The organism is Amycolatopsis sp. NPDC102522 (assembly GCF_055584485.1).
The window spans coordinates 127438-152239 of sequence record NZ_JBVJLY010000014.1; the positions used below are offsets into that span (position 1 = coordinate 127438).

At 69.0% G+C, this 24802-nt stretch carries 23 protein-coding genes; 6 read left to right on the plus strand and 17 right to left on the minus strand.

Annotated features, from left to right (window positions below):
- Positions 1–68 precede the first annotated feature (68 nt).
- The 3 genes from hisB to hisD are packed head-to-tail and all read right to left on the minus strand — an operon-like array spanning position 69 to position 3087.
- The gene (hisB, locus tag ACZ6YV_RS28855; protein ID WP_005155296.1) at positions 69–668 is read right to left on the minus strand and encodes an imidazoleglycerol-phosphate dehydratase HisB; all 600 of its coding nucleotides are present in this window, start codon (positions 666–668) and stop codon (positions 69–71) included.
- Complete coding sequence (locus tag ACZ6YV_RS28860; protein ID WP_465512589.1) at positions 665–1765, minus strand: histidinol-phosphate transaminase; 1101 nt, start codon at positions 1763–1765, stop codon at positions 665–667. Before ACZ6YV_RS28860 ends, hisB begins: the two co-directional genes overlap by 4 nt.
- Entirely contained in the window at positions 1762–3087 is a 1326-nt protein-coding gene (gene hisD, locus ACZ6YV_RS28865) for a histidinol dehydrogenase (protein WP_465512590.1), read from the minus strand. The genes ACZ6YV_RS28860 and hisD overlap by 4 nt, the downstream gene beginning before the upstream one ends.
- A gap of 84 nt (positions 3088–3171) precedes the next feature.
- On the opposite strand from hisD, the gene ACZ6YV_RS28870 reads away from it, so the two are divergent.
- Complete coding sequence (locus tag ACZ6YV_RS28870; RefSeq protein WP_465512654.1) at positions 3172–3966, plus strand: carbon-nitrogen hydrolase family protein; 795 nt, start codon at positions 3172–3174, stop codon at positions 3964–3966.
- Here ACZ6YV_RS28870 and ACZ6YV_RS28875 read toward each other — a convergent pair.
- The gene (locus ACZ6YV_RS28875) at positions 3914–4402 is read right to left on the minus strand and encodes an Lrp/AsnC family transcriptional regulator (RefSeq protein WP_465512591.1); all 489 of its coding nucleotides are present in this window, start codon (positions 4400–4402) and stop codon (positions 3914–3916) included. The two genes, ACZ6YV_RS28870 and ACZ6YV_RS28875, sit on opposite strands and share 53 nt — an antisense overlap.
- A 68-nt stretch (positions 4403–4470) precedes the next feature.
- On the opposite strand from ACZ6YV_RS28875, the gene ACZ6YV_RS28880 reads away from it, so the two are divergent.
- Positions 4471–5367, plus strand: a complete 897-nt coding sequence (locus ACZ6YV_RS28880) for an SMP-30/gluconolactonase/LRE family protein (RefSeq protein WP_465512592.1) — start codon at positions 4471–4473, stop codon at positions 5365–5367.
- Positions 5368–5437: 70 nt separating this feature from the next.
- Here ACZ6YV_RS28880 and ACZ6YV_RS28885 read toward each other — a convergent pair whose 3' ends face one another.
- Genes ACZ6YV_RS28885 through eccB form a run of 3 tightly spaced genes read right to left on the minus strand, consistent with a single transcriptional unit; the run spans position 5438 to position 8300 of the window.
- Positions 5438–6061, minus strand: a complete 624-nt coding sequence (locus ACZ6YV_RS28885; RefSeq protein WP_465512655.1) for a response regulator — start codon at positions 6059–6061, stop codon at positions 5438–5440.
- Positions 6062–6090: 29 nt separating this feature from the next.
- The gene (locus tag ACZ6YV_RS28890) at positions 6091–6813 is read right to left on the minus strand and encodes a response regulator transcription factor (protein ID WP_465512593.1); all 723 of its coding nucleotides are present in this window, start codon (positions 6811–6813) and stop codon (positions 6091–6093) included.
- A 14-nt stretch (positions 6814–6827) separates the two neighbouring features.
- The gene (gene eccB / locus ACZ6YV_RS28895; RefSeq protein WP_465512594.1) at positions 6828–8300 is read right to left on the minus strand and encodes a type VII secretion protein EccB; all 1473 of its coding nucleotides are present in this window, start codon (positions 8298–8300) and stop codon (positions 6828–6830) included.
- A gap of 101 nt (positions 8301–8401) precedes the next feature.
- Here eccB and ACZ6YV_RS28900 point away from each other — a divergent pair, with 101 nt between their 5' ends.
- Complete coding sequence (locus tag ACZ6YV_RS28900; protein WP_465512595.1) at positions 8402–9487, plus strand: type VII secretion protein EccE; 1086 nt, start codon at positions 8402–8404, stop codon at positions 9485–9487.
- Between the two features lie 144 nt (positions 9488–9631).
- Here ACZ6YV_RS28900 and eccD read toward each other — a convergent pair whose 3' ends face one another.
- The 6 genes from eccD to ACZ6YV_RS28930 are packed head-to-tail and all read right to left on the minus strand — an operon-like array spanning position 9632 to position 15077.
- Positions 9632–11008: a type VII secretion integral membrane protein EccD gene (eccD, locus tag ACZ6YV_RS28905; RefSeq protein ID WP_465512596.1), complete on the minus strand. Its 1377-nt coding sequence runs from the start codon at positions 11006–11008 to the stop codon at positions 9632–9634.
- On the minus strand, positions 11005–11334 hold the full coding sequence (locus tag ACZ6YV_RS28910) for a YbaB/EbfC family nucleoid-associated protein (RefSeq protein ID WP_005155307.1): 330 nt from the start codon (positions 11332–11334) through the stop codon (positions 11005–11007). The genes eccD and ACZ6YV_RS28910 overlap by 4 nt, the downstream gene beginning before the upstream one ends.
- A complete protein-coding gene (locus ACZ6YV_RS28915; protein ID WP_465512597.1) occupies positions 11331–11840 on the minus strand; it encodes a hypothetical protein in 510 nt (169 codons plus the stop codon). Before ACZ6YV_RS28915 ends, ACZ6YV_RS28910 begins: the two co-directional genes overlap by 4 nt.
- Before the next feature lie 14 nt (positions 11841–11854).
- Positions 11855–13204 carry a WXG100 family type VII secretion target gene (locus ACZ6YV_RS28920; RefSeq protein ID WP_465512598.1) on the minus strand — a complete coding sequence of 450 codons (1350 nt, stop codon included), beginning with the start codon at positions 13202–13204 and terminating at the stop codon, positions 11855–11857.
- Positions 13205–13221: 17 nt separating this feature from the next.
- Positions 13222–14283, minus strand: a complete 1062-nt coding sequence (locus ACZ6YV_RS28925) for a hypothetical protein (RefSeq protein WP_465512599.1) — start codon at positions 14281–14283, stop codon at positions 13222–13224.
- A 17-nt stretch (positions 14284–14300) separates the two neighbouring features.
- Positions 14301–15077, minus strand: coding sequence for a WXG100 family type VII secretion target (locus ACZ6YV_RS28930; protein ID WP_465512600.1), 777 nt, complete (start codon positions 15075–15077; stop codon positions 14301–14303).
- A gap of 153 nt (positions 15078–15230) precedes the next feature.
- Between ACZ6YV_RS28930 and eccCa the strand changes: the two genes are divergently transcribed.
- Positions 15231–19172 carry a type VII secretion protein EccCa gene (gene eccCa, locus ACZ6YV_RS28935; RefSeq protein ID WP_465512601.1) on the plus strand — a complete coding sequence of 1314 codons (3942 nt, stop codon included), beginning with the start codon at positions 15231–15233 and terminating at the stop codon, positions 19170–19172.
- 13 nt (positions 19173–19185) lie between these two features.
- Here the strand turns inward: eccCa and ACZ6YV_RS28940 are convergent, their stop codons facing one another.
- Positions 19186–19923: a GAF domain-containing protein gene (locus tag ACZ6YV_RS28940; protein ID WP_465512602.1), complete on the minus strand. Its 738-nt coding sequence runs from the start codon at positions 19921–19923 to the stop codon at positions 19186–19188.
- A gap of 876 nt (positions 19924–20799) precedes the next feature.
- Between ACZ6YV_RS28940 and ACZ6YV_RS28945 the strand changes: the two genes are divergently transcribed.
- Positions 20800–21837 (plus strand): HNH endonuclease signature motif containing protein, encoded by a 1038-nt coding sequence (locus ACZ6YV_RS28945; RefSeq protein ID WP_465512656.1) that lies wholly within the window; start codon positions 20800–20802, stop codon positions 21835–21837.
- Positions 21838–21865: 28 nt separating this feature from the next.
- On the opposite strand, the gene cpt is transcribed toward ACZ6YV_RS28945, so the two are convergent.
- Positions 21866–22711 carry a chloramphenicol phosphotransferase CPT gene (gene cpt / locus ACZ6YV_RS28950; RefSeq protein ID WP_465512603.1) on the minus strand — a complete coding sequence of 282 codons (846 nt, stop codon included), beginning with the start codon at positions 22709–22711 and terminating at the stop codon, positions 21866–21868.
- 153 nt (positions 22712–22864) lie between these two features.
- Here cpt and ACZ6YV_RS28955 point away from each other — a divergent pair, with 153 nt between their 5' ends.
- Complete coding sequence (locus ACZ6YV_RS28955) at positions 22865–23563, plus strand: S1 family peptidase (protein ID WP_378246902.1); 699 nt, start codon at positions 22865–22867, stop codon at positions 23561–23563.
- A 73-nt stretch (positions 23564–23636) separates the two neighbouring features.
- Here the strand turns inward: ACZ6YV_RS28955 and ACZ6YV_RS28960 are convergent, their stop codons facing one another.
- Positions 23637–23987, minus strand: coding sequence for a hypothetical protein (locus ACZ6YV_RS28960; protein ID WP_465512604.1), 351 nt, complete (start codon positions 23985–23987; stop codon positions 23637–23639).
- A gap of 11 nt (positions 23988–23998) precedes the next feature.
- On the minus strand, positions 23999–24724 hold the full coding sequence (locus ACZ6YV_RS28965) for a hypothetical protein (protein ID WP_465512605.1): 726 nt from the start codon (positions 24722–24724) through the stop codon (positions 23999–24001).
- Between the last annotated feature and the right edge of the window lie 78 nt (positions 24725–24802).

The window sequence follows — 24802 nt, forward strand, 5'->3', positions numbered from 1 at the left end:
ACGCGATTCGTCCTCTGAATGCGGTCCTTGCGCGTGCGAGGACCGCATTCAGAGGACGAAACACGGGTTTAGAGGACGCCCTTCGTGGACGGGATGCCGCCCGCCCGCGGGTCCGGCTCGGTGGCGGCACGCAAAGCGCGCGCGACGGCCTTGTACTCCGCTTCCGCGATGTGGTGCGGGTCCCGGCCGTGCAGCACCCGCACGTGCAGCGCGATCTGGGCGTGGAACGACAGCGAGTCGAACACGTGCCGTGTCAGCACGAACGGGTAGTTCCCGCCGATGGTGAAGCTGTTGAACTGCTCCGGCTCGCCCAGGTGCACGCAGTACGGGCGCCCGGAGACGTCGATCGCGGCGTGCGCGAGGGTTTCGTCCATCGGGATCCACGCGTCGCCGAACCGGCGGATGCCGCTCTTGTCGCCGAGCGCCTGCCGCAGCGCCTGGCCGAGCACGATCGCGGTGTCTTCGACGGTGTGGTGCGCGTCGATGTGCACGTCACCGGTCGCCTGCACCTTGAGGTCGAGCGAGCCGTGCACACCGAACGCGGTGAGCATGTGGTCGTAGAACGGGACACCGGTGTCGATCTCCACCTGCCCCGTGCCGTCCAGGTCGAGCTGGACCGAAATGGACGATTCCCTGGTGGTGCGATCCACCTTGCCGACGCGACTCATCGCGGCACCTCCTTGCTGGCCTCGAGAAAGGCGTCGTTCTCTTCCGGCGTCCCGATGGTCACCCGCAGGTGTCCTTCGATACCGACGTCCCTGATCAGCACACCGTTGTCCAAATAGGACTGCCAGGTCGCGGGCGCGTCCGCGAACCGTCCGAAGAGGACGAAGTTCGCGTCGCTCGGGACCGGCGTGAATCCCAAGCCCAGCAACGCTTCCACCACCCTGTCGCGTTCGGCCGCGAGTTTGGCGACCGAGGCGAGCGTGGCGTCCGCGTGCCGCAGCGCGGCCCGTGCGGCGGCCTGCGTGAGCTTCGAGAGGTGGTACGGCAGCCGCACCAGCTGGAGGGCGTCGACGATCGCGGGCGCGGCCGCGAGGTACCCGAGCCGTCCACCGGCGAACGCGAACGCTTTGCTCATCGTGCGCGAAACGATCAGCTTCGCCGGGTACTCCTCGAGCAGTTCGACGGCGCTCGGCTGCGACGAGAACTCCGCGTACGCCTCGTCGACCACCACGATGCCCGGCGCCGCGTCGAGCACCCCGCGCAGCTCACCGAACGGGATCGACCCGCCGGTCGGGTTGTTCGGGCTGGTCACGAAGACGATGTCCGGACGGCGTTCGCGCACCAGCGCGGCCGCCTTCTCGGTGTCGAGGCTGAAATCGTCGCGGCGCGGCACCGGCAGCCAGTCGGTGCGGGTGCCGGCCGAGATGATCGGGTGCATCGAGTACGACGGCTCGAAGCCCAGCGCCGACCGGCCGGGGCCGCCGAAGGCCTGCAGGATCTGCTGCAGGATCTCGTTGGACCCGTTGGCGGCCCACACGTTCGACTCCGACACCAGCACGCCGGTGGACACCGCGAGGTAGTCCGCGAGGTCCTGCCGCAACGCGACGGCGTCACGATCCGGGTAGCGGTGCAGCGAAGCGGCCTCGGCGCGGACGGCCTCGGCGACGTCGGCGACCAGCGCGTCCGGCGGCGGGTACGGGTTTTCGTTGGTGTTGAGCCGGATCGGCACGTCCAGCTGCGGGGCGCCGTACGGGGTCTTGCCCCGCAGGTCCTCCCGCAGCGGGAGCGCGTCGAGCGTGATCTCCTCACCGATGCTCATGCCCGCTCCCCCTCGAACCGCGCCGTGATGGCCTCGCCGTGCGCGGGCAGGTCCTCGGCGTTGGCCAGCGCGACGACGCGGCCGGCGATCTCGCGCAGCGCGTCCTCGCTGTAGTCGACGACGTGCACGCCCTTGAGGAAGCTCTGCACCGAAAGCCCGGACGAGTGCCGCGCGAACCCGCCGGTGGGCAGGACGTGGTTCGACCCGGCGCAATAATCGCCGAGCGAGACCGGCGCGTACGCCCCGACGAAGATCGCGCCCGCGTTGCGCACGCGGGCCGCCACCGCCCGCGCGTCCGCGGTCTGGATCTCCAGGTGTTCCGCGGCGTACGCGTCGACCACACGGAGGCCGTCGTCCACTCCTGACACCAGGATGACGCCGGACTGCTTGCCGCCCAAGGCCTCCGTCACCCGCTCGGAGTGCTTGGTCGCGGCGACGCGGCCGGTGAGTTCCTTGTCGACGGCGTCCGCGAGTTCCTCGGACGTGGTCACCAGCACGCTCGCGGCGAGCGGGTCGTGCTCGGCCTGGCTGATCAGGTCGGCGGCGACGTGCACCGGGTCGGCGGTCTCGTCGGCGAGGATCGCGATCTCGGTCGGGCCCGCCTCGGAGTCGATGCCGATGATGCCGCGCAGCAGCCGCTTGGCCGCGGTGAGGTAGATGTTGCCGGGCCCGGTGACGATGTCGACCGGCTCCAGCGTCGCGCCGTCGGTGTCGGTGCCGCCGTACGCGAGCAGCGCGACGGCCTGCGCGCCGCCGACGGCCCAGACCTCTCCGACGCCGAGCAGTTCGGCTGCGGCCAGGATCGTCGGGTGTGGGAGCCCGCCGAACGCGGCCTGCGGCGGTGAGCACAGCACGAGCGTGCCGACGCCGGCGATCTGCGCGGGGACGACGTTCATCACCACGGTCGAGGGGTACACCGCGAGCCCGCCCGGCGCGTACAGCCCGACGCGCTCGACCGGGATCCAGCGCTCGGTGACGGTGCCGCCGTCGACGACCTCGGTCGTGACGTCCTGGCGGCGCTGATCGCCGTGCACCTTCCGGGCGCGGACGATGGACTCTTCCAGCGCCTCGCGGACGGCCGGGTCCAGGTTCGCAAGCGCGCTCGTGAGCTCCGCCGCGGCCACCCGGACACCGGAGGGGCGGACCTTGTCGAACTTCTCGGTGTACTCGAGAACCGCGTCGACCCCGCGATCGCGGACCGCCTCGACCACCGGCCGGACGTGATGCAGCGCCGCGTCCACGTCGTACTCGGCACGCGGGAGCGTGCTCCTGAGTTCGGCAACGGACGGGACCTGTCCACGCAGGTCGGTACGGTTCAGCATGAGTCAAGGGTACGAGGTGGCCCGATCGCCCCGAGCAGGCACACTGGGGTGGTGACCAGCGATCCCACGATGAGGGAGGCCGCCGTGCCGCGAATCGGGTTGTGCCAGCTCACGACCGCCGAGGATCCCGAAACGAACCTGAAGCTGATTCGCGAAGGCGTGGCGGCCGCGGCGGCCGACGGCGCGCGGATCGTGGTCTTCCCCGAGGCGACCATGGCGCGCTTCGGCATCCCGTTGAAACCCCTCGCGCAACCTCTGGACGGACCTTGGGCGTCCACTGTGGCGTCCATCGCCGAAGACCATGGCGTCGTGGTCGTCACGGGCATGTTCACGCCGTCGCCCGACGGGCGCGTGAGCAACACGGTGCTCGTCACCGGTGCCGGGCAGCACTTCGGCTACGACAAGATCCACCTCTACGACGCGTTCGGGTTCGCCGAATCCGACACGGTCGCGCCGGGGACGGCGCCGGCCACCTTCGAGGTCGACGGCGTCACGTTCGGCGTCGCGACCTGTTACGACCTCCGCTTCCCCGAACTGTTCCGGAAGCTGGCCGACGACGGCGCCGACGTCGTCCTCGTGCCGACATCCTGGGGCGCGGGCGAGGGCAAACGCGAGCAGTGGGAGGTCCTGGTGCGCGCCCGCGCGCTCGACTCCGGCTGCTGGGTCCTCGGCTGCGGGCAGGCCGATCCGGCCACGACGTCGACCCCGGTGAACCCGAAGGCGCCGACCGGGATCGGCTATTCGACGGTGTCCGACGGTTTCGGCCGCGTCCACACGCAGCTGGGCGCCGGTCCTGAGCTGGTGGTCGTCGAGGTGGATCCCACGGTCAGCGGGAAGGCGCGGGCGGCGACGGGGGCGCTGGCGAACCGTCGCCTTTAGCGTCCACAGATCGTTCGAAGAAGGATTCGAGCACCACGATCGTCTGCGTCCCTGTGACGCCCTCGATGGCGTACAGCCTGCGTAGCGACGCTTGGAGCTCCTCGGTGGTCGGCGTGCGCACCTTCACCAGGAGCGAGGCCGGGCCCGCGATGATGTGCGCCTCCACGACCTCCGGCAACGCCTCCAGCGCGGCCTTGGTCGGCGAGTCGCCCATCCACGAACCGGCCTCGACCAGCACGAACGCCATCACCCCGCGACCGACCGCCGCCGGGTCGACCTCGACGGTCGTGCGCCGGATGACGCCTTGTTCACGCAGCTTGCGGACTCGCTCGTGCGCGGCGCCCGCGGACAGCCCGACCGCCTTGCCGAGCGCGGCATACGCCTGAGTCGCGTCCTGCTGCAACTCGGTGAGCAGTATGCGATCTACCTCATCCATGGGTTGACCATATCAAGTTCAGCGGTTCATGATGATTGCAATATCTCATTCTGAGTTCTGGGGTTTTCATGGACAAGGTCAAGGCACACTTCGAGGTCCTCGACGAACGGTTCGCCCGCGTCAACGGGGACGAGTGGATGCGGCGCCTCCACACCGGCTGCCGGTGGACCGAGGGGCCCGCCTACTTCCCCGCCGGCCGGTACCTGGTCTTCAGCGACATCCCGAACGACCGCGTCCTGCGATGGGACGAGACGACGGACGCGGTCGGCGTGTTCCGCGAGCCCGCCGGCTTCCACAACGGGCACACCGTCGATCGCCAGGGCAGGCTGGTCAGCTGCGAACAGGGCGGCCGCCGGGTGACCCGCACCGAGCACGACGGCACGACCACCGTGCTCGCGGAGACCTACCAGGGCAAGAGGTTCAACAGCCCCAACGACGTCGTGGAGAGCTCGGACGGCGCGATCTGGTTCACCGACCCCAGCTACGGGATCGACAGCGACTACGAAGGCCACCAGGCGGAAAGCGAGATCGGCGCCTGCCACGTCTACCGCGCCGACCCGGTGGACGGCTCCGTGCGGATCGTCGCGGACGACTTCACGCGGCCGAACGGGCTCGCGTTCTCACTCGACGAATCGCTGCTCTACATCGTGGACACGCGGCAGAATCCCAGCCACATCAGGGTTTTCTCGGTGGAGCAGGGACGGCTCTCCGGCGGCGCGATCTTCGCGACCTGCGACGCCGGTGTTTTCGACGGGGTACGGCTGGACGCCGCCGGGCGGGTCTGGGCGGCCGCGCACGACGGCCTGCACTGCTTCGCGCCCGACGGCACGCGGATCGGGAAGCTGCGCGTGCCGGAGGTCTGTTCGAACCTGACTTTCGGCGGGCCGCGACGGAACGACCTGTTCATCACCGCGTCCAGCTCCGTCTACACGCTGAGGGTGAACTTCTCGGGACCGCGGTCCTAGCGCGTTTCGTCCTCTGAATGCGGTCTTTGCGCGTGGCAAGTACCGCATTCAGAGGACGAAACGCGTGGAGCTAGCGCAGCAGGCCCTCGCGGATCGCCACGCGCACGAACCCGGCCCGCCGCCGTTCCCCGGTCTTGTCCCGGATCCGGTCGAGATAGGACCGCACCGTCCGCACGCTGATGTTCAGGATCTCCGCCACGTCGATGTCCCGTTCGCCGGCCGCGACCAGCCGCAGGACCTGTTTCTCCCGTTCGGACAGCACGATCTTGGGTCCGGCGTGGCGATCTTCGCTGTCCTGGATGATCATTCCGGCCAGCGTCGGCGACACGTACGCGTTGTCGTCGGCGATGGTGCGGATGGCGCGCAGGAGTTCGTCGCCGTCGACGTCCTTGGAGAGGAAGCCCTTCGCCCCGGCCTGCATGGCGCCCAGCACTTCGGGCTGCTCGGCGTGCGCGGACACCACGAGCACCTTGTGCCCCATCTGCCCCACTTCGAGCACCGCGGCGGCGTCCTGGACGCCGCGCAGCTTGAGGTCGAGGACGACGACGCTGCCCGGAGGCTGCTCCTGGACGGCGAACCGCGCGACGGAATCGGCGACGGCGCCCAGCTCGATGTCGGGCGCTTCGGTGAGGACGCGCGCGACGGCGTCCCGGTACAGCGGATGATCCTCGATCACCCCGACGTTGATCGGCATGGTGCGTTTCGGCTGCTGCTCGTCTGCGTTCACCGGCGTCCTTCGAATCCGCCCGCGTCGTCGCGGGGCGCGACCGGCCGAGACGGGCCGGGCACCTCCGGAGGAGACGCGAGCCCGAGCTGGATGGCCTTGCGGACCAGACCGGCCCGCCTTCTCTCTCCGAGTTTGTCACGGATCCGGTCCAGATAGCCGCGGACCGTCCGGACCCCGATCCCCAGGATGCGGGCGATGTCCACGTCGCGTTCGCCCGCCGCGACCAGCCGCAGGACCTGCTTCTCCCGCGCGGAGAGCGCGACGTCGGGAGCCCGCACGGGACGGTCGGCGTTGTCCTTGATGATCATTCCGGCCACCACCGCGGAAACGTAGGCCCGTCCCTGTGCGACAGTCCTGATCGCGATCAGCAGTTCGTCGACGTCGACGTCCTTGGACAGGAACCCCTTCGCGCCGGCGGCGATCGCGCCGAGCACCTGTTCGGGCTCCGCCTGCGCGGACACCACGAGCACGTGATGGCCCAGTTCGCACACCTGCAGCACGGCCGCCGCCCCGGCGATCCCCGGCAGACCGAGGTCGAGCAGCACCACGCTGCCGGGCGGCTGCGGATGGACGTGGAACCGGGCGACCGAATCGACCACCGCGCCCAGTTCGATCCCCTCGGCCTCGGCGAGGACCCGGACCACGGCGTGCCGGTACAACGGATGGTCTTCGATCACCGCGACGTCGACCCGGTCGGTCTCCGGCCTGTCTTCAGTCATCTGCACGTTCCCGCTCACCCCGTCCCACCTGCCGCGGACACCGCACGGCCCGCCTGCCCCGGATCCAGCGCGGGACCGCGCGGAACCAGTGCCAGCAATCCATTCGGAACCGGTTGCCGGTCGGCTTGGCCGTATCCGAGGGAAGCGAGTGCCTCAGTGCTCGCCACCGGGTACTTCAGGCCCGTGTCGGTCACGACGTAGACCGTGCCGGAACCGGATTCCGCCACCACCGCACCCCCCGACGGAGGCACGAAAACCGCGTCGGCGACCAACGCGTCCGTGCGCGCCGTCACCGGGATCGCCTTCGCACCTTGCGGCAACGGGACCTGTGCGGAGATAACGATTCGAGAACCCTGCGCGCATAACGTCACGGACTGTCCGGTAACGGGCGCTTTTCGCGGGATCCGGTCCGGATACTCCGCGGGATCGGCCCCGCCCGCCCTCGCGGTGCCGACCTTCGGCACCGCGGCGACGTCGGCCGCGCGGACCGCGACGGGGGCCGGGACACCGGTGTAGGCGTCCGCGTTCTGCGGAGTGTTGATCAGCAGGCTCGCCTCGGTCTGGCCGATCGGTTCGAGCCCTTCGGCGCGGACGAGGTAGTACGACGTCGCGTCCTTGGGCGACGCCATCGCGTCGATGACGCCGAGCACCGAACCGACCTTCGTCGCGGTGCCGCCCACCTTCGGGCCGGGCCGCCCGGCGTCGTCGACCACGCGGTAGGCCAGATCTCGTCCGGCGGCGACGGTGCCGATCCACCGGGAGGACACCGCGATCGCCGGATAGGTGTCGAACTGCAGAGCCGTGGCGGCCTCCGCGGTGAGCTTGTAGCGGCGTCCCGCGGTCACGAGATACCGCTCGCCCTCGGGAACGCGGACCACGACGGCCTGGTCCTTCGGCAGGTCGACCCCGGCGGCGGGCGCGCCGAGGAGCACCGTCGTCTCCGGCTCGGCCGACGCGGGCGCGTCCTGGGTCGTCCGCGAGCAACTCGTCCACGGGGTGTTCACCAGCGCTGCCGCCGCGGGCAGCGAATCGGGAGCGCCGGGGATGCCGATCTGCGCACCGCGCGGCGCCTTCGCGAGCTTGTCCGAAGGGACGGTCACAGTGGCTTCGCCGTTGCCGCCCGCCATCAGGCGCGCGGAGGCGTAGTTGAGCACGGGGTGCAGCGCGCCGTCCTGCCCGAGGATGTAGCGCGCGCCGGTGCCCTCCTCGACGATCACCTTGCCGCCCGCCAGCCAGTCCTTGCCACCGGAGGGGTTCAGCAGGCCGATCACGCCGAACACGGCGGTGACCAACAGTGCCACGCCGAGGCCGCACAGGGTGCCGATGACCAGCCTGCGGCTCGGGGCGACCGGGTGATTGGCGTCAGCCGAGACCAGTGCCGAAACCAGTCTCCTGCGAAGGAATTGGTAGGCCTGAATCTGGTCCCGCTGCGTCCACACGCTCCCGTCCCCCGCCGTTCGTGCCCACCTCAGTTCGAGGGTGCTCACGTTAAGTTCCGGCCTCACCGCGCGGTGAGGGTATTTTTTACGCCCCTCCCCCGTGCGGGGCGCGGCTAACGTCGGGCGCGTGCACGGAGGAGGGGAATTCCTTGTCGGTTGAAGCCCCGGCGGTGGGGACACCCCGCCAGGCCCCGGAACAGACGCCCGCTCACGGCGTCGCGGGCGCGGCACCACTGCCCTGGCTGCTGCCGATCCGCCCGCTGCAGGCGGCGCTCTGGGAGATCGCCGGGATCGCGATCCTGCTGGCCTTCACTCTCGACGGGATCCCCCAGGCCGCGCGGATCAGCATCGCCGCCGCCGGCGGAGTCCTCATACTGACGACGTCGGTCCGCTTCGCCGGACGCCACGCGGCGGGCTGGCTGCTCACCTGGGCCGGCTATCGGCTGAAGCGCCGCGACAAGCACGAGGTCCCCGATCCCTTGCACCGGCTCGCCGGCCCTGTCCGGGTGCGCCAGCACGTCGACCGCGCGGGCAACCGGTTCGGCGTCGCCGAGGTCGGTGACGGCTGGAGCGCCATCGTGCGGCTCACTCCCGGCGCCATGCAGCCCGGACCGGACAAGCTGGCCGGCATCCTGCGCGAGGCGTACGCGAAACCCGGGATCCCCTTGTCCAGCGCGCAACTGCTGACCTGGACGGTCCCCAATGGACAGTCCTTGCTGCGGGTCCGCTGGCTCACCGTCCGGTACCGGCCCGAGGACGCGCCGATCGCGGCGCTCGCCCGCGGCGGCGGCGAACTCGGTGCGCTGCGGAGTACCGCCTGCGCGGCGCTGGCGCTGATGGGCGAACTGGCCGAGGCCGGCTTCGAGAGCACAGTGCTGGAAGCCGGTGAGGTGGCGGAAGAACTCCGCGTCGCGCTCGGCAGTGGCCAGGACGCGCCGGTGAACGGCTGGCGTTCCTGGGACTGGGGCGGCGCGTCGCAGGTCTGCTACCGGCCCCGGTCGGAGCGGGATCTCGCGCGGACACTGGATCTTCACGTACCCGGCTCGGCGTTCACCGCGACTTCGTACACGCTGTACCGGTCCCCCGGCGGACGGGAAAAGTCCGAAGTGACCATCCGGGTCGGCGGACGGCCGGGAGCGGAGACGGTGCGGCCCGGCGGGATCGCGGTGACCCCGCTGCACGGACGGCACGCGGCGGCGGTGCGGCGGACCCTGCCGCTGGCGCTGGAGGACTGAGGGGACTGTCCGTGAAGGATTCCTTTCCTCTCTGAGGGTAGGGAAGGAATCCTTCACGGACGTAAACGCAGGTTAGTCCTCTGGATGCGATCCTTGCGCGTGCAAGTACCGCATCCAGAGGACTAACTGCGTAAAGGGGTGGGGTCAGCCCCGGACGGCCTCGTAGACCCCGGCGATCATGCCGACGAACGGGATCAGCGAGAGCAGCACCAGGAACTCGACGATGTCGAGAGTCCTTGCCCAGTAAGGAGAACGGCGCCCCTTCGCGACCCGCGTCGCGTAAGTGAGACAGACGCCCGCCGCGACGACGACAGCGCAGCCCGCGGCGAAAACGAACGAACGCGGCCCGCCCACGGCGAGCCAGAACCCGGCCGACGCCAAGGAAGCCGCGCCGAAACCGATGAGCACGAGCCGCTGCGAACGGCCGGCGAAAGCGCGCGAACGCAACATCAGCGCCAGCCCCAGCAGCGCGCACAAGCCCGCTTCCCAAGCACCGCCGGAAGACGCCAGCACCACCGAGGCCGAAACCACGGTGAGCCCGAGCGCGACGAGCAGCCCGGTCAGCAACGCCTGCGCGTAGGTCGTGCCACTGATCATGTCCTCGCCGAGCGAGGCGTTCTCGTCGGCGCGGAACGCGTCCATGTCGTCGGGCACCCGGGGCAGCGGGAGCCTGCCGAGCCGCAGCGCCAGCATCGGCGCCACCGCGGCCAGTGCCGTCGCCACGACGGCGACCACGGCGGCCGCCGAAACCGGGCGGACGTCGGCCAGCAGGACGATGGCGGTGGTGATCGCGCCGAGCCCGGCCGACACGGTCACCGCGACGAACCACGGCAGCCGGTCCGCCACCGAAACGGCCGCGATCACGCCATACACGGTCACCACGGCGAGCCCGGCGCCCAGCGGCCCTGCCGACAGGGAGAAGAACGGATGCGGCGAAAGGATCGACATCCCGGCCAGCAGTGCCGCGCCGACACCGGCGAGCGCGCCGGCCGCACCGGCCTCCGCGTCGCCGTACGCGCGGCTCAGCGCTCCGCCGCCCAGCACCAGCACCAGCGCGAGCAGCCCGGTCCCGATCGGCGCCAGCACACTGCCGGACGCCGCCGCCTGCACCAGCAGGCCACCGGCGAGCAACAGCACCACGGACGCGACGATGCCCGCCTTGCGCGCCACCGACGGTCCCCACCGGCCGGTGCCCGCCTCGGCGACACTGGCGATCGAGTCGACGACGTCGTCGAACAGCAACGGACCCCGCGGGCGTTCCCGCGGGGTCAGGTGGAGGACTTCACCGTCGCGCACCTGCGCCGCGGCGACCGTGAGCCCGAGCGCGAGCGGAGCTCCGCCGAGCCGGGACAGCACCCAGCCGGGATGCTCGGCCGACGCCTGCCCCGAAGCACCCGCGAGCCGCACGAGCTGCGGGACGAGCTCGGCGAACGTGCTCTGCTGCGGCAGTGCCACGTCGACGCGCGCCCGCGGTGTCACCACCGTGACGCGCCGGGTGGAGCCGGCGATCGCGGCCGTCATGCTTCGATCGACTTGGCGGACTCGATGACCGGGGCGAACTTGGCGCTGCTGGCCTCGGCCAGTTTCTGCAGCCCGTTGTTGACCGCCTCCAGCACGATCTCCGAGATGTTGCGCGCGTCGTACTGGCGCAGCGCGCGCGGGTCGATGTCGATCGAGGTGAACCGGCCGTCACCGCGCAGCACGACGGTGACCTCGTTCTGCCGCGAGTGCGCCTTGACCTCCATCGCCTCGACCGAACGCTGGATGCGCTGCACCTCTTCGGTCTGCTTGCGGACCTGGTCCAGCAACTCGTCCATGTCCGGCATGGCGTAGGGGTCGGTGGTCACGAGTCTTCTCCTTCATCTGCGGTGAAATCCCGCCGGACGTGGACGCTGCCCACGAACCGCCGGAAGTCGTCGCCGAGGCCTCGGGCCGCCTCGGGCGTTGCGGTGCAGGCGATCTCGAGGATCAGCCGCTCGGCCGGGCTCTCACCCGGCACGGTCAGCTGCACCTGCGTCTGTACGAGGTCCTGCCCCTCGCCGGTGCGGATGCGCAGCACCTGCGTCACCCCCGGCGCGATCCCGGTGCCGATCACCTTGCGCCGCACCACTTCGAGCGCGGCCATCGACCTGCCGAGACGTTCGACGGCCTCGTCGGCGATGTCGGTGATCTGTGCCGCGTCGGGCCGCTGCCCGACGCTCAGGGTGATGTTCGGGGTGAAGTCCTCGTGCGTCCCGGACCGCACGGCCACGAAGACCGCGCCCTCGGCGCCGACGGACGACGGCTCGACGGGCACCCACCCGTCGGGGACGTCGAATCCGAGCGGGAGGGAAACCCGGTCCTGTGTCGCCATCGCACTCATCCCCGTCACCATGTGCCCACGTAGGAGACCGCGTCGTCCCACGCCTCGCCGACGGCGTCCGCCGCCTGGCCCGCCGTGCTGCTCACCGCGTCGACGGCGGCGCCGCCGTACTCGCCGACGGTGTCCGCGATCTTCGGCAGGTCGATGTCGATCTTCGCGCCGATCCCGGCACCGAGGCCGAGGGCGACACCCGCCTTGAAGTTGACCTTGATGTGCCCGGCGTCGTAGACGGCCTGGCCGTCGAGCTGCGCGCCGAGTCCGTATTGGAGGGTGCCGCTCGCGCCGACGCCCACTCCGGCCACGTCCGCCGCGAGCTCGCCTTCGACCTTACCTCCGACGAAAGCGTTGGCGTGCACGCCGACACCGTGCGCGCCCGCCTGAAGCGAACCGTTCACCTCGCCGCCGACGAACGCGGTCCCCTTGGCGCTGCCCGAAGCGACGCCCCATTCCTTCTTGCCTTCGAGTTCTTCCTTGAAGGCGGCCAGTTCGGCGTGCCCGGACGCCTTGACGTCCCAGCCCTGCGAGGAGACCTTGGCGTCCCAGCCCGGAGTGAAGCCGTCCTGCTCCTGCTTCCACTTGGCGTAGGTGATCTCGGTGTTGCCCCAGGCCTTGTCGCGCAAGCCTTCCGGCTTCGGCCTGCCGAACGGTGTGTCACCGGCGCGCGGGGCGCGAGTACCTTCGAGACCGTCCCAGGTGAGCTTCTTCCAGCCGGAATTGCCGAACCAGGAAGGATGCGAACGCGGACGCTTGCGGCCGTCGAGCGCGTCACCGTTGAGCCAGTACAACGGGCCGCGGCCCCATTTGCCGAGTTCGTGCTCGATCCGGCCGGTGCCCTCCGGCGGGAACAGCCGCGCGAGTTCTTCGCTCAGCTCGTCGGCGATCTCCCGCGCCGTCTGCGCGGCACGCTCGCCGAGCTGGCGGGCGGCGGAGATGAACGCGTTGACCGCGTTCGCGTTCGCCGTCCGCGCCTGGCTGGTGAGCTGCGCGGCGTACTGGTCGAACTGGGCGAGAATCGAGTCCACGCAGGACTTCGCGCCCTGCAGGGCCTGCGCGCCCGCCCGCAGCCGGTTCGACTGGTCGCTCAGTTTCGCGCCGAGCTCACCGAGCTCCTGACTCGTTTTCGCCGCGGACGCGGCGAACGCGGTGTACGCGTCGCCCTCCCAAGACGCGTTGAGCGCCTTCGCCGCCTTGCCGATCTCGTCCGCCCGGCCCGAAACCGTCGACGCCCGCTCGCCGCACCGCTGCCCCGCCGCGCTCAGCGACGAGGGGTCACCGGTGACCCGCCGCTGGTACTCGACCACGAGCCGCCGGTAGTTCGACAGGATCGAGCTGACGACGCCCGACGCGTCGACCACACCGCTCCCCGACACGGTTACCTGCCCTTCGCCGGTGAGTCAGCTCCTGCGTCGATGTCGATGTGCTGCTCGAAGTGCTTCCCGCCGTAGTTCATGTCGATGTCGATATCGATGTCCTGCCCGCCCGGCGCCTGCACGGTGGACTTGCCGGTGCTCAGGTCGGTGGTGATGGTGACCGTGTTCCCGCCGCCCGCACCCGCGCCCGGCAGCGCTCCGCCGTTGGAGCCCGAACCGGAGCCGCCGCCCGCCGGTCTGTCCACCGGGATCCACGAGTCGGCGCCGCCCGGCCAGTTGCCCTGGGAGCCGTTGCCGCCCAGCGCGGGCGGCCGGTACTGGGTGAACGGGGGCGTCTCGCCCGGCGTCGTCCCGCCACCGGAAGCGCCTCCCGCGCCGCCACCGGAACCGCCGACAGCGGCCTGTCCCGAACCGCTGGCGACCGAACCCGGCGCCTGCGGGTTGGTGACCGGGGTGCCGGCGACCCCCGAGTTGCCCGCCGCGCCGTTGTCCCCGGCGTCGTTGTGCCCGAACAGTTTCTGGACCTCGCCGATGATGGAGGCGATCTGGGTGATCTGGTTCGCGAGGTCGACCACGCCGAGTGCCTTCAGCAGCGCGCCGATCGCGGTGATGAACGCGCGCAGCGAAGCACTGGTGGCGGTGGAAAGCGCGACGGCGGCACCGTAGGTCCACGGATTCGACATCAGGCCCGCGACCGTCGGGTTCACCGCCGAGACCACCGCCTTGTAGGCCGTCTGGGCGGTCTTGATCAACGTCCCGGCCATGCCGAGTAGTTCCGCGCCCTTCTGCACGACCTGCACGATCTTGGTCAGCGAGTTCAGGGAATCGGTGATCTTCTTCATCGCCGAGTCCGACGCGCCACCGGACCAGATCTTCTTCAGCTGTTCGGCGGCCTTCGTCACCTCGTTGTACATGGTGAGGAACTCGTTGGCCTTCTTGAGCACCTCGAGCACGTGCTTCGCGATCTGTTCCGGCTGCCCGGTGAGGATCTGCGGCAAGATGGTGATCGGCCCGCCCGAGCCCGCTGTCGCGTCCATCGCGCTGGAATTGGGGTAAGTCAGCATGTCACTCCTCCCGGAAGTCAGACGGAAGCCGGGCGGTAGACACTGACCTTCGCCAGGCCGTTGATGTCCGCTTCGACGATTCCGTGGTTGTAGAGCAGCCCGCCTTCTCCGGCGATGGCGATGATCGGCTTGCTGTCGGAGAACAGGAGCGGTTCCACCACGACGACGTCTCCGCTGTGCACCCCGCCCGGCACGTCGCCGAAGTTGCGCGCCGTACCGGCGTAGACCTCGATGACCCCGGCCCGCGCCTGGTTGTCGGCGTCACCGGCCAGCCAGTCGTTGAAGTCCGAGACGCCGTGGAACCGCGCGTCGGTGATCGGGTGGTCGCCGAGCTGCCCCAGCCGCGCGTCCCCCAGGTAGCGCAGCACGTTCCCGACCGACGACGGCTCGCCGTTGCCGCCGGCGCTGTCGTTGATGGCCAGCGTCGCCAGCTCGGAGGCGTGCGAGTTCCCCCAGATCGACGACGTCGATCCGGCGCCGCCACCGGGGCGTCCGCCGTATCCGCCCGCGACAGCCTCGTCCGCGGCCTGGTAGGCGTCGGCGCTGCTCTTGATGAAGCCGTTGATCTGCTGCAGCAGTTGCAGGAGTGTGCGGACCGCGACCACCTGCTGGCTCTGCATGGCCGTGTTGGCCGCCGCCACCGCGCTGCCGAAGGTGGCGAACGACATCGGCTGGAGGACGGTGCGTTCGAGGTCCGCGACGACATTGATGCCCTGCATGATGATGCCGCCCAGGTTCCCGACCGCCGAGCGCATGGCCTCGGGCTCCGCCCGGTACTCGCCCGTGCCGACCATGGCTCTCCTTTTCTCGTTCCCCCACGTCTGCGTTGACCAGCAGCGTAAGTTCGCCACCAGACGTGAGCGGACGGCAAAAGTACCCACCGCAGGGGCGGCACGAGTGGCCAGAATGATCGGCAGGATTACCCACAAGCGGCCAGAAAGACCCTGATGAGCGCCACTCGCGACCGCCTGCCGGCTCTGGGCGAGCAGCCCGGTGAAATCGTCCTGCAGTCCCCGCCGATGCTGCCGAAGGGCTCCTCCGGCGGAGCCATGCAGCTGTTGATGTTCATGCCGATGATGCTGGGCATGGGCGCCATGTCGTTCGTCTACATCGGACGCGACGGCGGGGTGATGACGTACATCTTCGGCGCGTTGTTCCTCACCGCGATGGTGGGCATGGTGGTGATGTCGCTCGGGCGCGGCGGCGCGGCGAAGAAGGCGCAGATCAACGAAGAGCGCCGGGACTACCAGCGGTATCTCACCGGATTGCGTGGCCAGGTCCGCGAAATCGCGGACAGCCAGCGCGCGGCCATGGCGGCGCTGCAGCCCGACCCGGCGGATCTGTGGGCGTACATCGAGACGGGCAGGCTGTGGGATCGCCGCCGGTCCGACTCGCAGTTCGCGCAGGTGCGCGTCGGGACGGGGCCGCAGCGGCTCGCGACGCCGTTGAAGGCGCCGCAGACCGTGCCGCTGGAAGACCTCGACCCGGTGTGCTCGACGAACCTCAAGCACTTCATCCGGACGTATTCAACGGTCGACGGACTCCCTGTCGCGGTCTCGCTGCGGTCGTTCGCGCAGGTCAGCCTGTCCGGTCGGCGCCCGGACACCCTCGGGACAGCGCGGGCGCTGCTGACGCAGCTCGCGACCTTCCATTCGCCCGGCGACCTGCGGATCGCGCTGTGCGTCAAGAACGACCGGCTGCACGACTGGGAATGGGCGAAGTGGCTGCCGCACGTCGCTTCCACCGCCGCCGACGCCGCCGGTCCTCGACGGCTCGTCGACGCCGACTCCGGGAAGCTCGCCGACCTCCTCGGCCCCGACCTCGGCGACCGGCCCGCGTTCACCCGGCGACCGGATTCCCGGCTGGACCTGCCGCATATCGTCGTGATCGTGGACGGCGGGCACACCCTCGCCGACTCGCGGCTCATCGCCGAAGAGGGCAGGCTCGGTGTCACCGTGGTGGATGTGGGCACGGAGCAGCCGCGGTCGGTGTCGTCCGAACGGCTGTTGAGCCTGCACACGAGCCCGGAGCAGCTCGGGATGGTCGTCGGCGACGGCACCGAGCAGCGGCTCGGTTTCCTCGGCACACCGGATACTTTGGACCGTGGGGCCGCCGAAGCGCTGGCCCGGATGCTGACGCCGCTGTTCCAGGGGGCGGCCGTGGTCAGCGAAGCGCCGATGTCAGCGACGTTCGGGCTGGCCGGGCTGCTCGGCATCGGCGATCCGCGCGACACCGACACCGAAGTCACCTGGGCGCCGCGTTCGGCGCGGGACCGGCTGCGGATCCCGCTGGGCATCAACCCCGAGGGCAGGCCTGTCGACCTCGACCTCAAGGAGTCGGCGGAAGGCGGGATGGGCCCGCACGGGCTGGTCATCGGCGCGACCGGATCCGGCAAGAGCGAACTGCTGCGGACGCTGGTCACCGCGCTCGCCGTCACCCATTCGTCGGAAAAGCTCAACCTCGCCCTGATCGACTTCAAGGGTGGGGCGACCTTCGCGGGTATGACGGGGCTGCCGCACACCTGCGCCGTCATCACGAACCTGTCCGACGATCTCGCGCTGGTCGACCGCATGGCGGACGCGCTGAACGGCGAACTGTTGCGGCGTCAGGAGCTTCTGCACGCGGCAGGGAACTACGCGTCGGTGCGGGACTACGAAAAGGCCAGGGAATCCGGCGCCAGCCTGCGGCCGCTGCCGTCCCTGCTGGTGATCATCGACGAATTCAGCGAGCTGCTGTCCTCGCGGCCGGAATTCATCGACCTGTTCGTCGCGATCGGCAGGCTGGGGCGGAGCCTCGGGATCCACCTGCTGCTGGCGTCGCAGCGGCTGGAGGAGGGACGGCTGCGCGGACTGGACTCGCATCTGTCTTACCGGATCGGCCTGCGGACGTTCTCCGCGTCGGAGAGCCGCGCGGTGCTCGGCGTCGCGGACGCCTACCAGCTTCCGCCCGTGCCGGGTTCGGCGTACCTGAAGTCCGACAACGACACCCTCATCCGGCTCAAGGCCGCGTACGTCTCGGGAGAACTGCCGCCGCGCAGCAAGATCGTGCGCAAGGACGGCCGGAGTCTCGGCCTGATGCCGTTCACGCTGGCGCCGGTCGAGATCCCGGTGACCGTCGAGGCGGAGGAACCGGTAGAAAAGGGCACCGGCGAGACGATCATCGGCGCGATGATCTCGCGGATCGAAGGCAAAGGCCCGGAGGCGCACCAGATCTGGCTGCCGCCGCTGGCCGAACCGCCCACACTGGACCAGCTGCTGCCGCCGCTCGGCGAAGATCCCGAACGCGGCCTGTGCCCGCTCGGCTGGGGCGGCAACGGCAAGCTGATGATCCCGGTCGCACTGGTGGACAAGCCCTTCGAACAGCGGCGCGACATGCTGTGGGCCGACTTCTCCGGTGCCGCCGGGCACGCGCTGATCGTCGGGGCGCCGCAGAGCGGCAAGAGCACACTGATGCGTGACATCGCCGCGATGCTCGCGCTCACCCACACCCCCGAAGAGGTCCAGCTGTTCGTGCTGGACATGGGCGGTGGCGCGCTGGCGCCGATCGCCGGGCTGCCCCACGTGTCCGGCTACGCGACGCGGCGCGACGCCCAGCGTTGCCGCCGGGTGGTGGCGGAACTGACGACCTTGCTCGAACAGCGCGAGGAGTTCTTCTCCGCCAACGGGATCGAGTCGATCACGACGTTCCGCCAGCGGCGTGCGGAGTTCCAGGAGAGCACCGAAGGCCGCGAATTCGGCGACGTCTTCCTGTTCGTCGACAACTGGACCACGATCCGCCAGGAATACGAGCAGCTGGAGGAACAGATCACCAGCCTGGCCTCGCGCGGGCTCGGGTTCGGGATCCACGTCGTCGTCTCGATCAACCAGTGGATGGGCATGCGGGCGCCGCTGCGCGACGCCATCGGCACCAAGTTCGAACTGCGGCTGGGCGAGCCGGCGGACTCGCTGATCGACCGCAAGATCGCGCAGAACGTCCCGGCGGACCGGCCGGGACGCGGTCTGACCGCGGACAAACTGCACTTCCTCGCGGCGCTCCCGCGCATCGACTCGGACCAGCGGCCGGACACGGTCGGCGCCGGTGGCCTCGATCTGACTCGGCGGATCTCCGCGGCCTGGCAGGGAAGTCCCGCGCCCGCCGTGCGCCTGCTCCCCGCCGAGGTCCCGCTGGACTCGCTGGAAGCCGGGCCGCGCAAGCAGGTCACGCTGGGCATCGCGGAGTCGAATCTGCGGCCGGTGTACCTCGACTTCGCCACCGAGCCGCATTTCGTGGCCTTCGGCGATGTGGAATCCGGCAAGAGTTCGCTCCTGCGCGCGATCGCGCAGGGCATCATTTCGAAGTATTCGCCGGAGGAAGCGGCGATCGTGGTCGCCGATTACCGGCGCGGGATGCTGGGCGCGGTGCCGGAGTCGCATCTGCTGGGCTACGCCGGGTCCGAAAGCGCGCTGACCGGGCTGATCGAGCAATGCCAGCAGGCCATGCGGAACCGGCTTCCCGGTTCGGATATCACGCCTGAGCAGCTGCGGAACCGGTCGTGGTGGCGGGGGCCGGAGCTGTTCGTGCTCGTCGACGACTACGAAATGGTCGCGACCGTCGGCCGCAACCCATTGCAGCCGCTGCTGGAATTCCTGCCGCAGGCGAGGGACATCGGTCTCCACCTCATCGTCGCGCGCGGCAGCGGCGGCGCCGGACGTTCACTGTTCGAGCCGGTACTGCAAAGGATTCGCGAGCTGGGGTCGCCGGGGATCGTGATGTCCGGATCGCGGGACGAGGGCGCGCTGCTCGGAGAGGTGAAGCCGGGACCTCAGCCCGCGGGACGCGGTGTGCTGGTCTCACGGCGGCATGGGACGGGGCTGGTTCAGGTGGCTTGGACGAAACCCGTGGAGGATTGAGGGCCGCGTCCGATCATCGCTGGAGGTTCAGTTCGGCCGGGCCGTGCCCGCGGGCGACGTCGGTCGCCAGGGCTTTGAGCTTCAGGCTCCGGCTACGGGCGTGACCGCGTAGCCGCGCGAAGGCTTCGTCCAGCGGGATCTGGAAACGTTCGGACAAGACGCCCTTGGCCTGTTCGATCGCGACCCGGCTGTGCAGGGCTCCCTCCAGCTGGCAAACGACCTGCTCGAGGCCGTGCACGCGATCGTGGTGCGCGAAACATCCCATGGCCGCCTCCGTGAAGGCCTGGGCGATGCGCAGGTCCGTCACGGGGATCACCGGCTGCCGGGTGTTCATCAGGCTCAGTGCGCCCACTGTGGTCTCACTGGTACGCAACGGCACCGCCGCGATGGCGATCACGCCCGCCTCACGGGCGCAGGGAGCGAACCGGGGCCAGCGCGCCGCGCCCGGGCTGCCGGCCCAGAACCCGATCGGGGGAAGGACCGCGTTGTTGCGGGCGATGTCCACGCCGGGGCCCTCGCCGAGTTCGACCTGGATCTCCTCCACCTCCCGGCACTTACTGTCCGACGCGGTGGCGAAACGCACCTGACCGCGATCGTCGACCACCGTGATACCGACGCCTTGCACCTGCAAAAGAACGTTCGCGTGATAAGTCAGATCGTGAAGCAGATCCAGGGCGTCGAAGTCCGCGGCACGGTTCGACAGGTCGGCGGTGGCTTCGGCGATACGAGCTTCTCGTTCTGCGGCTGGCACTGGAAGTCGCCAATCAGGGATGGCCCACGCCCGGCTGATTGTCGAGTGGTCGGCACGCGTCAGAACGCGGGGAACGTGTGGCCTCTCGGGAGGCCATGTCATGCCCGCTGACAGGAGTGCTCTCCTCAAATTCCGTTGACCCGTCTGAGGTCCCGCTCCAACAGGGTCCAGGTCGTCACGCGGCCTCACGATGCGATAACGACGCTACACGCGGCTCCAGCGCCCATATAGGGGCCATCCAGGTCTACGGGCGGCCCGGCGCCGAAAGCGTCCTTCGGCCTCGCCCGATCGAGTGGCGGAGGGCTCTGCCGCTTCCGGATCGCCCGTCGAATCCGGTGATCGGAACGGTGCTCAGGCCCGTGTGGCAGGCGTACGAACATCTGTGAGATCGGTGTGACGGGCATCCGTTGATCACCCCTGTCCGGAGTCGTATGTCCCAGGATATTCGAAAGGTCCTTGACACTGCGGCAAAGTACATCTGGATGACGAGGGCTCAGTCGGGCGATTCCGCGTAAAACGTTTACTGGAGACAGAGATCTGCTCGAATTTTCCGAAAGCCCTTGCCCCACCTTGGTTTCCCGCGAAAGAAGTGGCGCCGGAACCGGTCTAACCGTGCTCGCGCATCCGTCGAGGCTCACGAGGAAAACGTCCACAGATGCCCGTTCACTCTCCGCGTAAAACCGATCACGAATTCAGCGGTGATCGAACTCATATTCAAGTATGATCATGGGCATGACCCCAACTCTTGTGCACAACCCGAAATCTGCTCGCTTTCTGAACTCGGCGTTCTCCGAAGAGGTTTCGCTTCGGCAGACGCAGGGTCGTCAGGTGCGCGCGTTAGCCCACTTCGCCGCGGCGGGTGGTTCACGAAGATCGGTGACCGAGGAGGTCGCACTGCGCTTCTCGGTCACTCGCAATCGCGCTTTCTTTCTTGTCGAAACGTCCTGCGCTCTCGTGGCACGCTTGCCGAACACGTTGGCGGCGCTGGAGAAAGGTGATATCGATCTGTACAAGGCGTCGAAGGTCAGCCAACTGACCCGCGACGTCTCGGACGAGGTCGCCGCGCAGGTGGACGCGTTCATGGCCAAGCGGCTCGCCGAGCGTGACCCCGGAGCGATCCGCGGTTCGGTGAACTACGCGGTGCAGAAGTTCGATCCCGTGGGCTACCGGGAGCGGGCGGCGAAGAAACGCGCCCTGCGGAACGTCTCGTTGAAACACGACGACGAGACCATGTCCACCCTCTCCGGTCATCTCCCTGTGGAGGTCGCCAGCTCGATCTACGCCTCAATGAGCCGCACGGCGCGGACACGGCGCGCGAAGGACAAATCCCGCACCCTCGACCAGCACCGCGCCGACCTCTTCTCCGAACGCCTCCTCGCCGAGGACGGCCACGGCAAACCCCGTGCGCACATCCACGTCTACGTCGACCTGCTGACCCTCCTGGGTGCCCGCAAGGATCCCGCGTTCCTGGCCGGCTACGGCCCCATCCCGGACTGGCTCGTCCGCGAGATCGCTTCCGATCCCGGCTCGACTTGGTCCAGGCTGATCACCAACCCCGCCACCGGGCAGATCCTGGAAGCCGGCGCCGAGCAGTACCGGTCCCCGGCCTCGCTGGCCAGGCTCATCAAAGCGCGAGACCGGGAATGCACCCACCCCGGCTGCCACCGCCCCGTCGAGTTCTCCGAGATCGACCACATCATCCCCTGGGCCCGCGACAGCAAAATCGATCACCGCAGCCGGCGCGGCGCCTGCACGATCCACAACCTGCTCAGAAAAGAAGCCGGCTGGTCCGCGGAGCCCACCGGCAACGGCGGCATGGTCATCACCACTCCGTCCGGGCACACCTACACCACCACCCCCGAACCACTCCACGATCCACGCCCCGAACCCGAGGAGGACGAGTCCGCGGCCTGAGCGCACCGGAGACTGTCGTGTCTGCGAGTCACTCGACCCGCGCGGCGATCTCCCGGGCACAGACCAAGGACTCATTCACTCCGGTATCCACCTCGAAGTCGTAGACCACACCTCGATGCACGAGCTCGGCCTGCGCCTCCGCCATCCCCTCGACCCGATCCGCGCGTGCCGTTTCCCGTCCTGCGGCCACGACACCGTCACACCGGACCCCGACCCACAGCACTTCTAACCCGTCCAACGCGCCGCGCCACCGCTGCTGTGACGCGGCCCCACCGAGGAACGCGTCGTCGATGATGATCCGGGCCCCCGCCCGGATCATCGCCGCGACTCCGGCCATCCACGTGTCCTCGAGCCGCTGGAAACCGGATCCGACGCTCACCCCGCCATCGGCGGCGAAGTCGATCCCCTCGTCCACCGCGGCGGGCATGGCGTCGATCAAGGTGTCGACACCCAGGGTGAGCCAAGGAACCGGCAGCACCGTTTGCAGACAACGGGCGATCCCCGACTTGCCCGAGCTGGACCCACCGTTCAGCACGATCACCTGAGTTGGCACACGAACGTCCTTGGGTGCCGGCGGTTCTGGCAAAGGGTCACCCCGCTCCACGAGGAACTCCGCAACCAGATCGAACAGGGCGGCCACCTGTTCCCCGGCATCGAGGTCGGGGAACGCCGAGTCACGGCTTTCCAGCAAACCGGATACAACGGACGTCCACACCAAAGGCCCCGGATCCACCCATTCCTGAAATCCACGCAGGACTCGATTTTCCGAAGCAGCGTCGAACCCGCACAAGAACCTGCAAGCATCCCGAAGCGTCGCGATCCCATACGCGGAAGGCCGGGACCTGACGTCGGCCAGTCGGTCATCGATGTCCATACCCGACTATCCCACCCGGACGGCCCAATACTTTCCTCGCACCGCTTACCGACTTCGGTAGGTTACAAAAGCCCTTACCGCCGCATAACTTGGTGAAACCGTTTCAAGTCGAGACGAACTCCCCGACGCAGGCCGAAGGGCGTATTCATGCGTATGTCCAAGATCGTCGCAACGGTGGCCGGCGCCGCCGCGGCGCTGACCCTTGCCGCCACCCCCGCCGCGAACGCGGGCCAGGACATCATCGGCGGCGGCACCGTGAGTTCCGCTCCGTGGGGCGCCCAGATCTACTGGAACGACGCCACCGCGTTCGGCGGCTTCAACTGCTCCGGCACGATCATCGCCCCGCAGTGGGTCCTCACCGCGAAGCACTGCCTCAACAAGCCCGGCATGCACGTCAAGGTCGGCAACGTCAACCTGAACCAGGGCACCGAAGCCGCCGTCGACCAGCAGAAGGCCGCCCCGAGTGGCGACATCGCGCTGCTGCACCTCAAGACCGCGGTCAGCACGACGTACATGAAGCTCGGCACCGCCAACCCGGCCAACGGCACCACCAACCAGATCTACGGCTGGGGCCGCACGCAGGGCAACAACCCGCCGTCGAGCGTCCTGAAGACGGCCAACGTCCGCATCACCGGAACCAGCAGCGACGCCTACGGCGGCCAGGCCCTCGCCAGCGTCGGCGTCAACGGTTCGGCATGGCACGGCGACTCGGGCGGCCCGCAGCTCTCGGGCGGTGTCCAGGTCGGTGTCTGCTCAACCGGCAGCAACTCCGGCACGAACCCGCAGGGCACCCAGAACTACGCCAGTGTCGCGGCGAGCCGCAGCTGGATCCGCACCACGGCGGGCGTCTGACCTCGAAGTCCGACCGCAAAGGCGAAAGGGACCGCTCGAAACCGAGCGGCCCCCTTCCCCTGCACCAAAGAACCTACGCCAGACCGGCCTTACCCAGCCATGGCAGTTCATTTTCGTAGTCGCATGCCGCCACCACCGGGATCCCGGCACCTTGCACAGTGGTCAAGATCTTGGAGACGATCCCGACGACTGAGGCGTTTACGGCAGCCTTTCCGGCCTCGACTTCGACGCAAACCGGCCAGCCGATGAAGTCCTCCGCTATTCCCCTGTCGGGGTTCTTCAGGACTTCAACCTCCAAGTCGGGCAAGGCGAAGAGCCCGCGATCGGCTTGCACACCCAGCAGGGCGGTCAAGAGATCGACGACAACACCGGCTTCCGCTACCCGAAGAAAGATCTTGCAAAACTCGTAGTCCTCGTCAGCCATGGCTCAAGAACTCAGGCGCACTTCGACTTCGAATTGATCATCGATACCGAGCCGACCTTGTCCCCGTTGACGGTGAACTCGTAGACCCAGTCCGGTTTCCCGTCGACAGCGGCCTGGAAGCGACCGTTGGTGCCGGTCTTCATCCCCTTGGCGTCATAAGCCGTCTTGAGTTCCGCCAACGACGAACCGGCGCCGATCCCCTCGGCCGTCTTCGCGTCCGAAGGAGCGGCGAGTTCACGCAGCCCGTCCTTGCCGAACGAGGCGCCACCGGCGGCCACGAAGGCCTTGTCGCGTTCCTCCCGCTTACCCGCCAGATCCGCGGACGCCAGCGCGGCGTCGGCGAACAGTTGAGCGTCCTTGGCGGACTTCTCGGCCGACTTGGCGCTCTCCTCCGCGGACGCGCCCGGTTTCGATTCCGGATCGGCCTGGAGTTCGTCGGCCTTCTTGTTCAGGTCCTTGGCCTTGGCCTCGACATCGGCCTCCGCCTTCATCCGGGCCGGGTCGGGTGCCGGGCCGCCGGTGTAGGAGAAATCGGTACAACCCTCCAAAGTGGACGTCGGCGCCGAGGCGAGTTTTCCGCCGGCCAGCGCGGCGTCCTTGGCCATCCCCAGGGTCAGCCCGCGATATCCCGCCGGGCCGAACGTCTCGGGTGCCGCCGGTTTGTCCCCTTCGGACGAACCGGGCGACGACGAGCACGCCACCCCGCCGATCAGTACCGCCGCGGCGGTGAGCACCACGCCCGCGCGTCTGCCCGAAAACCGCCGACAAGTCCGTGTTCCATTCACACTTACCCCCTTCATCGGACCGAAAGCTAT